General features: G+C 40.9%; 6 protein-coding genes. 2 read left to right on the top strand and 4 right to left on the bottom strand.

The features are described 5' to 3' along the window. The first annotated feature begins 16 nt into the window (after positions 1–16). Both aspA and cdd read left to right on the top strand, forming a co-directional pair. The gene (aspA, locus tag AB6811_RS08610) at positions 17–1,450 is read left to right on the top strand and encodes an aspartate ammonia-lyase (protein ID WP_369490047.1); all 1,434 of its coding nucleotides are present in this window, start codon (positions 17–19) and stop codon (positions 1,448–1,450) included. Between the two features lie 77 nt (positions 1,451–1,527). Beyond that, a complete protein-coding gene (gene cdd, locus AB6811_RS08615) occupies positions 1,528–2,007 on the top strand; it encodes a cytidine deaminase (protein ID WP_369490041.1) in 480 nt (159 codons plus the stop codon). A gap of 4 nt (positions 2,008–2,011) precedes the next feature. Here cdd and AB6811_RS08620 read toward each other — a convergent pair whose 3' ends face one another. The 4 genes from AB6811_RS08620 to AB6811_RS08635 all read right to left on the bottom strand — a co-directional run bounded on the left by AB6811_RS08620 (position 2,012) and on the right by AB6811_RS08635 (position 9,056). After that, the gene (locus AB6811_RS08620) at positions 2,012–3,616 is read right to left on the bottom strand and encodes an adenylate/guanylate cyclase domain-containing protein (RefSeq protein ID WP_369490042.1); all 1,605 of its coding nucleotides are present in this window, start codon (positions 3,614–3,616) and stop codon (positions 2,012–2,014) included. Positions 3,617–3,716: 100 nt separating this feature from the next. Beyond that, positions 3,717–3,926: an exodeoxyribonuclease VII small subunit gene (xseB, locus tag AB6811_RS08625; RefSeq protein ID WP_369490043.1), complete on the bottom strand. Its 210-nt coding sequence runs from the start codon at positions 3,924–3,926 to the stop codon at positions 3,717–3,719. Then, entirely contained in the window at positions 3,901–6,792 is a 2,892-nt protein-coding gene (locus AB6811_RS08630) for a tetratricopeptide repeat protein (protein WP_369490044.1), read from the bottom strand. The genes xseB and AB6811_RS08630 overlap by 26 nt, the downstream gene beginning before the upstream one ends. A 71-nt stretch (positions 6,793–6,863) precedes the next feature. Beyond that, positions 6,864–9,056, bottom strand: a complete 2,193-nt coding sequence (locus tag AB6811_RS08635) for an ATP-binding protein (protein WP_369490045.1) — start codon at positions 9,054–9,056, stop codon at positions 6,864–6,866. Positions 9,057–9,154 lie beyond the last annotated feature (98 nt).

Raw genomic sequence — 9,154 nt, forward strand, 5'->3', positions numbered from 1 at the left:
GTATGCCAACAACCGCATGGTAAACCCTGCTAGCCAGTATGAATCAGGTGCAACCCGCCTTGAGCACGACTTGCTTGGAGAGAGGGAAGTGCCTGCCGAGTACTACTATGGAGTACAAACCCTAAGGGCTTTGGAGAATTTTAACATCTCCGGGGTAACCCTGAACTTTTACCCCGATTTAATTGATGCTCTTGCAATGGTGAAACAGGCTGCCGCCGAGGCAAACCATGAACTAGGTTTACTTGAACCCACCATTAAAGACGCCATAATTAAAGCTTGCACTGAAATAACCAATGGGAAGTTCCACAACCAGTTTGTGGTTGATATGATTCAGGGTGGGGCGGGCACCTCCACAAATATGAATGCCAACGAGGTTATTGCTAACCGCGCACTGGAACATTTGGGATATTCAAAGGGGGAGTATCAGTACTGCCATCCACTGAACCATGTGAACATGTCGCAGTCAACCAACGATGCTTACCCTACTGCTGTTAAAATTGCGCTTATCAACTCAAACAAAAAACTGGTAAGAGTTCTTGAATCCCTAATTGAATCGTTTAGAGCAAAGGCAAAAGAGTTTGCCCATGTAATAAAAATGGGAAGAACGCAGCTTCAGGATGCTGTTCCCATGACTCTTGGTCAGGAGTTTGAGGCATATGCGGTTACCCTTTCCGAGGAGGTGGAGCGCTTGAATCAGAATGTACGGCTATTCCTAGAGGTTAACATGGGGGCTACCGCAATAGGAACGGGTATAAACTCGGACCCCGATTACCCGGAGAAAGTAATTAAGCATTTACGTAAAATATCTGGACTAGATCTGGTACTTGCCTCCAACTTGGTTGAGGCAACCCAGGATACTGGTGCATTTGTAATGTACTCATCGGCAGTAAAGAGGCTAGCAGTTAAGCTTTCCAAGATATCCAACGATTTACGCCTGCTGTCCTCCGGCCCGCGAACAGGCTTAAATGAAATTAATTTACCGCCCATGCAGCCCGGCTCATCAATTATGCCTGGCAAAGTGAATCCTGTAATTCCTGAGGTGGTAAACCAAATTGCTTTCAAGGTAATTGGAAACGACTTAACCGTAACCCTTGCCGCCGAGGGAGGTCAGCTTGAACTTAATGTTTTTGAACCCGTTATTGTTCAGAGCCTCTTTGAATCAATTGAGATGCTTAAGAATGGCATGAATACGTTAAAATATCGTTGTATTGATGGAATTACTGCAAACGAGGAGCGCTGTAGGAGTATGGTGCACAACTCAATTGGTCTGGTAACAGCCCTAAATCCTTACATTGGTTATGAAGCATCAACCCAGCTTGCCAAGGAGGCTTTGGTAACCAATAAAAGTGTATATGACCTGGTTTTGCAAAAGGGTTTGCTATCCAAGCAGCAGCTCGATACCATTCTTGCCCCTGAAAATATGGTTAAACCAAGAAAATTAAATCTGTAAGTACGATATTATCTAAAAATCCTTACATTTGATGCACTCCCTTTTTTGTTGGGAGTGCATTAAAAAAATATGTGGCAATGCTAACAATTGATTATACTGAGTTTCACGACACCAATCAATTAAAGGATTGGGAGAAAGATTTGATAGAACAAGCTAAAGCGGCTTTGGCTGGCAGCTATTCACCTTACTCCCATTTTAGGGTTGGAGCAGCAGTTTTACTGGACAACGGGGTAATAATTACCGGGAGTAATCAGGAAAATGGTGCATATCCCTCAGGTCTTTGCGCAGAGCGAGTAGCCCTTTTCTACGCGGGTGCGCAATACCCTAACGTTCCAATTAAAGCATTAGCTGTTGTTGCATCGAACGAGAAAGGGATTACTGTAAGTCCGGTATCGCCATGCGGTGCTTGTAGGCAAGTAATGCTGGAATATCAGATGATATCCAATAAACCATATACAATTTATATGGTAGGGGCGGGAAAGATTATCAAAATTGATGATGTAAAGCAACTACTTCCCTTCAGCTTTACCAATGTAAGCGAAATGGATCAGGAGTAAAGGTTTATAGCGAGGAAACTATCTTTCGTAAAGCATTATTGGGGATAAAACCATCGGCATCCTCGGAGAATTCCGGTTTTATTCTTTCCACAAAGAACATCTCGATTTCACCGATATTCTTGGCAGGAATTTTACCTCGAGGAGTACAAATAAAGTAATCCTTGATGTATGAGTATGTAGTTTCTGAAATATTAATTTTCCCTGGTTCGCATGCTGTTTCCATTCGGCTAGCCACGTTAACCGTATCGCCCCAGATGTCGTAAGCAAATTTGTGTTTACCAATAACCCCAGCTATCACACTACCAGAGTGAATACCAATACGTATTGACCATGTAGGCTTATTGGCCTGCGCCTCCTCAATGTTTCTTGCTTTAGTGTAACGCTGGAGTTCAAGTGCTGCAAGCACAGTGTCGAACGGGTGGCTATGGTTGGTTCTTGGCAATCCTCCCACGCACATGTATGCATCGCCTATCGTTTTAATCTTCTCAATATAGCGCTGGGTAACTATTTCGTCGAATGCTTCAAAGTAGCTGCTTAGGACATTAAGGAACTCATCAATATTCTCGTATGCCACACTTATTTTTGAGAATCCAACAAAGTCGGCAAACATAACCGAAACTTCCTTGAACTTTTTAGGCTTATATATCCCTTTTTTCTGGAGGGCGTTGGCAACCTCAAGTGGTAAAATATTTAGCAGCAAGGCCTCGGTTTTTTGTTTTTCCTCTGCAAGCAATTCGGACTGTTTCTGAATTTGGTTTTGTTGTTCCTCTAGTATTTTGTTGGCGTTCTCAAGGTTCTCCATTATGCTTTGGAGATGTTCATTCTTCTCGGCTAGGTCTTTCTCTATTAACTTAAGGTCGGTAATATCCATTTCAATGGCTACAATGTAGCTCAGGTTCTGCAAGTCATCAAAAACAGGGGTTAGACTGGTTTGAATATATTTCTCCTTGCCCAGTGGAGTAACCCATTTACTTTCGTAAACCACATATTCCCCGGCTATACATTTTCTAATAGCTTCAGCAGTTGTCTTATTTATGGTTTCCGAGAAAAGGTTTTGGCCAAAGGTTGCTTTAAACTCCTCAACACTACATTCGTAAAGGCGTTTAAAGCCCTCATTAACCCATGTAATTTCGCCTGTATTGCTAATAATAATTACTGAGTTACCCGCCTGGCTTATGGCAGTTGTGATGCTGTCGAACTGTTCCGATAGGGTTTTGAGTTTTTTCAGCATGCGTCCGCGCTGAATCCCTACCATTGTACGCTGGATAAGTTCAGGGGTATTTATCGGCAAGCCAATAAAGTCGTCGGCACCGGCGTGGAATAGCGATTGTATATGTTCCGGTTGTAAGAAATCGGCAATGGCCAGTATGGGGATCTTAGATGTAGCCGGATCGGCCTTTATGATTGATAGCACATCGGCGGCAGCCTTGTTGGCAAAGTGGATATCGTAAAGGATAATGTCCGGGTTGTTTTTGGTGATAGTTGATATAATTAGCTCGGAATCAAGAATATTACTTACCGTAAAATCATCGTCGGCAAGGCTGAATATTCGTTGAATATCTTCTAAAAGTTGGGTGTTTCCACAAGCTGTTAAAACTTTGTAAGGCATTTTTCAATTCCGATCTTAAAGCAAAAAAACGAAAAATTATGTATTAATGGAAACGTTTGCGGAAATTATTTTTCGCTCGCATCCAAGTAAAAAGCATTTTTTACTCATCATCTTTCTGCATCTGGTCAATAATTTTTTGAATTTCCTCCTCGGTAAAGTGAAGTTTTTGTTTGCAAAATTTAAGTAGTTCCGAGGCGCGTCGAATTTTCTCCGTTAACTCATCAATATCAAGTTCGTTCGATTCTATTTGGTTGATAATTCTCTCAACCTCCTCAATAGCCTCGCTATACTTTACAGGTTTCTTGGTCATACATTACATTTTTTGCGGGTAAAGTTATTGTAAATGTTGTTCCCTTTCCCAGGGTACTACTTACGCTTATGGTGCCGCCATTAGCCTCGGCAAATTCCTTACAAAGCATTAATCCTAGTCCTGTTCCGCTCTCGGAATTGGTTCCCTTGGTAGTAAAACCATCGAGCCGAAATAGGTTACTCAAATTTTCAGGGGCTATTCCAACACCCGTATCGGTTACTTGAATTGTCACTTTTTGATTATCGGACGAAGCCTTTAATGAAATTTTACCTCCACCTGGGGTAAACTTTATGGCATTGCTAAGCAGATTCCGGATTATGGTTAGTAGAGTGTCGTAGTCGGCAAAAGCGGTCACTGTTTCATTGCATATTATCTCGATTTTTATTTCTTTTTCACCTGCAGGCAACGATGCCACTTCGACAGCCCTGCTTATTAGTTTGCAAATATTTATGTATGCTGGATTTAACGCTAGCTTGCCAGTTTGGCTCCGTGCCCAGCTAAGAAGGTTCTCAGTGAGCGCAAGTACATTTGAGGCTGACTGGTGAATGTGGTTGCTAAACTCTTTCACCTCGGAGGGCGAGAGTTCATCGGCTTTAGTAGCCAAAATCTCCGAAAGACCTACAAGAGCGGTGAAGGGGCTTCGTAAATCATGAGCTACAATGGAAAACAGTTTATCCTTGGTTTTAATGTTTTGTTCAAGCTCTGCCTGGTATTGCTTTAATTTTTGATTTATCCTTTCCTCCTCCTCGTATTTCTCCCGTTGGAGCCGGGCTAAATTCTTTTTTTGGTTGAAAAGGTAGAAACTCCCTAATGCAATAAAAAGCAGAAAAATTACTGCTGTTACCAGGAGATTGCGCTGTGCTTTTTGCTTGTTTATGCGTTCCCTATCGAGTTCAACCTTGGTTCGCAATGCTTCTACCTCGGCTTCAATCAGTTTTATTTCAGTCTTGGTTTTATCCAGTTCCAGGTTGATATGTGCATCAATGTTTGCCTCGCTGCGTTTGGCATCTTCAATGCTATCCTTAAGGTAAACATATTTTTGGTAAAGGGTTAAGGCGTTCTCGAACTTACCCTGTGCCTTTTCAACATCGCTTAGTGCCTGGGTTCCGAGCAATACAAGGTATGGGTTGCCAACGCTTTTTCCAATACGTATTGATTGGTTAATATTTACTTTTGCGTCCTTGTATCTTCCTTGGAGTGAGTAAATCTCACCTATTTTTCTAAGGCAAAGCGCTTCACCATCGGCATTTAAGTTCTGCTTATATTTTTCCTTTGCGGTGTTGTAATGGGTTAGCGCCAGGTCAAAGTTATTATCCTGGCGTTCAATGTTGCCAAGGGTGTTATATAAGTCCGCAAGTATCTGATTTTGGTTGCTTCTCAGCGCAATTTTTATTGCTTGGGTTATGGTATTTCTGGCTTTACTTGGTTTATTCAAATCGAGGTAGGTTTGGGCAATGTTTCTTAGCACCCGGGTAACCTGGAGGTCATCACCTTTCTTCTCGCTCAGTTCTAATGCTTTCTGGTAAGCGTTAATGGCATCGGTATATTGTTTCTGGTCATAATATACATTACCCATATTTTGGTATATGTATATCTTTAGATCCGGCTTAGCATCAAGGTTTTCAACTAAGCCTTTTGCTTCACTCATATACTTTTGGGCATTGCGGAATAAGCCTAGGCGTCGATAAACCAGGGCAATGTTTACCATGGTGCGAGCAATATCCTCATCTTTCCCATACGACTGGCGGATTTTTAGAGCCAACAGGTATCTGCGGAGCGCCTCAGGGTAATTTTCAATGCTTAAATAGGTATTCCCAAGCTCATTGTGGATATTGGCTTCAGTGAGCGGGTCTCCAATTTCTTTTGATAGTTCCAGTGCCTTGTTGAGCGATGTTATAGATTCGCTGCTATTTTTTAGCAGCAAGTAGGCTTTAGCCAAATTGTTCAGGGTGTTAATGCTCGACTGTTTATAGCCAAGTGTTTCCCTGATGTTTAGGCTTTGTTTGTAGTATTCAATGGCCTTTGCAGGCTGAGAAAACTTAAGGTAAACTCCGCCTATAATATTAAAAATATCGGCCAGTTCATCGTTTAGCTGGTTTTTTTCTGCTACTTGAAGAGCCTTGCTAAGATGACTTGTCGATTTGTCGAAATTGCCTGTTTCGCGATAGGTTAGTCCGATATTCTTTAAAAGTTGAATAATTCTCAGGGTGTCGTTATCCTTTTCAGCTGCAATAAGCCCTTCAAAGTACGATTTAAGTGCCTCCTGGTAATTACCAAAGCTCCAGTGAGTGCTGCCAATGCTTTGATGGCATTCTGCAATGCCTACACCAATTTTTTTTGCAATGGCTAATGCTTCACCCTTTTTGCTCAAGGCATCGTTATACTGACCAATTTCCTTGTAAATATCTCCCCGTAGCAGCAAGCTTTGAATAAGTAAGCGGGTATTTTTCCCTTTCAAGGCTATAAGCCTTGCCTTTTCATTAACCTTTATAGCCTCGCTGTAATTACCCGACCGTTGCAGTAATGCTGATTTTTTTAAAAGCGCTTCAACGTATAAGGATTGGGTTCTTTTGGATTGTGCGATACTAATTGCTGAATCAACATGGCCTAAGGCATCGCCAGTTAAGCCCAGTCCACTCTTGTATTCGCTCATGGCAAGGTGGTATAGCGCTCTGAGTGAATCGCTGGGGTTTTGTTTCACCTGTAAGAAAAGTCGATTGCAGCTTATGGCTGAAACTTCCGGATTCTCAATGGAGTACTTTTTAATGGTGGCAATTAAGCTGTCAATATTGACCTTTGATCCCTGTGAAAAGGAGTAAAAGGCCAACAGGGCTAAAAAAAAGAGAACTTTAATTTTTTGCAACATTTTAAATACTATAAGTGATGCTCATAGCAAAGTAAGGGAAAAAAATGATTATGACAAACAAATGGGATAGGTTATGCAAGTGGTATAGTAAAGTGAAACTCGCTACCACTCCCTTTAGAGCTGTTTACCCAAATTTTACCATTGTTCTTTGTTACAAACTCGTGGCAAAGTAATAGCCCCAGTCCGGTACCCGTTTCATTGGCTGTGCCCTTTGTGCTGTAGGAACCGTCAATCAGGAAGATTCGTTCAAGATCGTCCTGATCTATACCTACGCCTGAATCCTTAACAACCACTTCTGCCATTTTGGGATAATCTTTCGATTCACTTGCGATTATCTCGATAGTTCCTCCAATATCAGTAAACTTGATTGCATTACTCAGTAGGTTTCGGATTACGGTTGCTATGCTATTTTTATCAGCGTAAACACTAATTGATGTACTTGCGTTAACGGAAACATTTATCCTTTTTTTCTCGGCATTTGCGTTAAGGTTTACCACTTCCTGCTTTATCAAAGGCTCAAGTTTGAATTTCTCGGGAATGTAGTTAATGCTACCGGTTTGGGCTCGTGTCCACTGTAAAAGGTTATCGAGCAGCTTGTAAAGATTCTGAGCCGACTCAGAGATTACCGAGATGTATTCTTTCTTTTCGTTATCGGTCAGGTGGTTAAAGTTGCGTTCAAGAATATCGCTAAACCCGATTAAGGCGTTAAATGGATTCTTTAAATCGTGGGCAATAATGGAGAATAGTTTATCCTTGGTGGCATTCAGTTCGCTAAGGTTTTTCTCTGATTCTTTCAGCTTTTTGTTTATTTCAAATAATTCAGTGTTTTTATCAGCCAGTTGCTTATTCTTTTTCCGAATTATGGTTAAAATTAATGATGTGCCAAAGAATATAGCCAGTAACAAAAGGGTTAGGGAAATCAATACTTGCTGTACGCTTCGTTGTTTTTGGAACTGTAACTCCTTTAGCTCAACATCTTTCTTTAGGAGTTCTATTTCTTTTTCTTTGGTTTCGGTTTCGTACCGTGCCTGCATTTCGGCAATACTGGAAAGGCGTTGTTGGGTATAGAGAGTATCGGCGTATGCAAGTTCAATACATTTGTAATGGTAAGCATTTCTGTAATCGCCCTTTTTTGAATAGAGGTCGCTCAGAAGCTGGTAGGTTTCCTGTTTGTAGGCTTGATCTACTACATTGGGAATGTTTCGGAGCGCTTTATTAAGCGCTTCACTTGCCTTTTCAAGATTATTTTGCTTGAGGTATGTTGATGCAATATTGTTTAGTGTATTATGGGCGGCGTCAACTCCATTTGTTTTCACTGAAATTTCATAAGATTTTTGGTAGCTCATCAAGGCTTTGTCAAATTGTTTAATTCTGGCGTATAGGAAACCAATATTGTTGTAAGCGGTTGCTATGCCCGATGAATCCCTTTGTTGGGTAGCAAATTCCAGCGATTTTGTATAATACTCCAAAGCCTTTTGCAAATCGCCCTTCTCGTCGAGTATTATTCCTAAGTTGTTGTAGGCAGTGCTTAGTCCACTAATGTTTTTGCTTTTTTCCCACTCCTTAAAAGCAAGGGTATAGTACTTCTCAGCCAGTTCCAAATTTTTCAAATCCCTATTCAGCGATCCTATCAGATTGTACAGGTTAGCCTTTAATTCGTCAATATTGTTCTCGTTTACAATATTTAATGCTTTAAAGGCGTATTCTAACGCTTTATTTTTATCGTTTATTTGGTTGTAAAGGCTTGCAATACGGTTATATGAGATTGATTGTAAATCGTATCGTTTGGCTTTTTCGTAATAGTCTGCTGCCTTAGTATGACTGCTAACTGCTAGATTGAATTGCTTAAGCTCTCTGTAAACCAGCCCAAGATTATGATATGAATTTCCAATTTTTAAAGGGTTGCCATTTAGTTTCCTGAACTCCAACGATTTCAGGTAGTAATTTAAGGCTGTTTCGTTTTGGTACTTTGAGGAGTAGGCATTCCCCAGGGCGTTATAGGCATCGCCTATAGCATCGTCGCTGCCATCGGCTTTTGCCTCTTTGAGCGATTTTTCAGCAAAAATGACGGACGAGTCAGGGTTTACATCCCAGTAGTATTTTGATATATCAATAAGAATGTTGACTTTCTCTATGCCCTTGGCATTATTAAGCTTTAACCTTAAGCTATCAATTGAACTTGATGGTTGCTGGGTAAAGCCGGCAATAGGCAGGTAAAATATAACTATTAGGTTTAATAATATTTTAATATTGTTACTTCTCACACCTTTTTTTTATCAAATTACGAATCAATGTCGTTTAGTTAAGGAATATTCATAATCGTTTGTAATTCATATAGTAAAGTCGCTTCGGTTTTTTATTT

The organism is Tenuifilum sp. 4138str (assembly GCF_041102575.1).
In the GTDB taxonomy this organism is placed as follows: Bacteria; Bacteroidota; Bacteroidia; order Bacteroidales; family Tenuifilaceae; genus Tenuifilum; species Tenuifilum osseticum.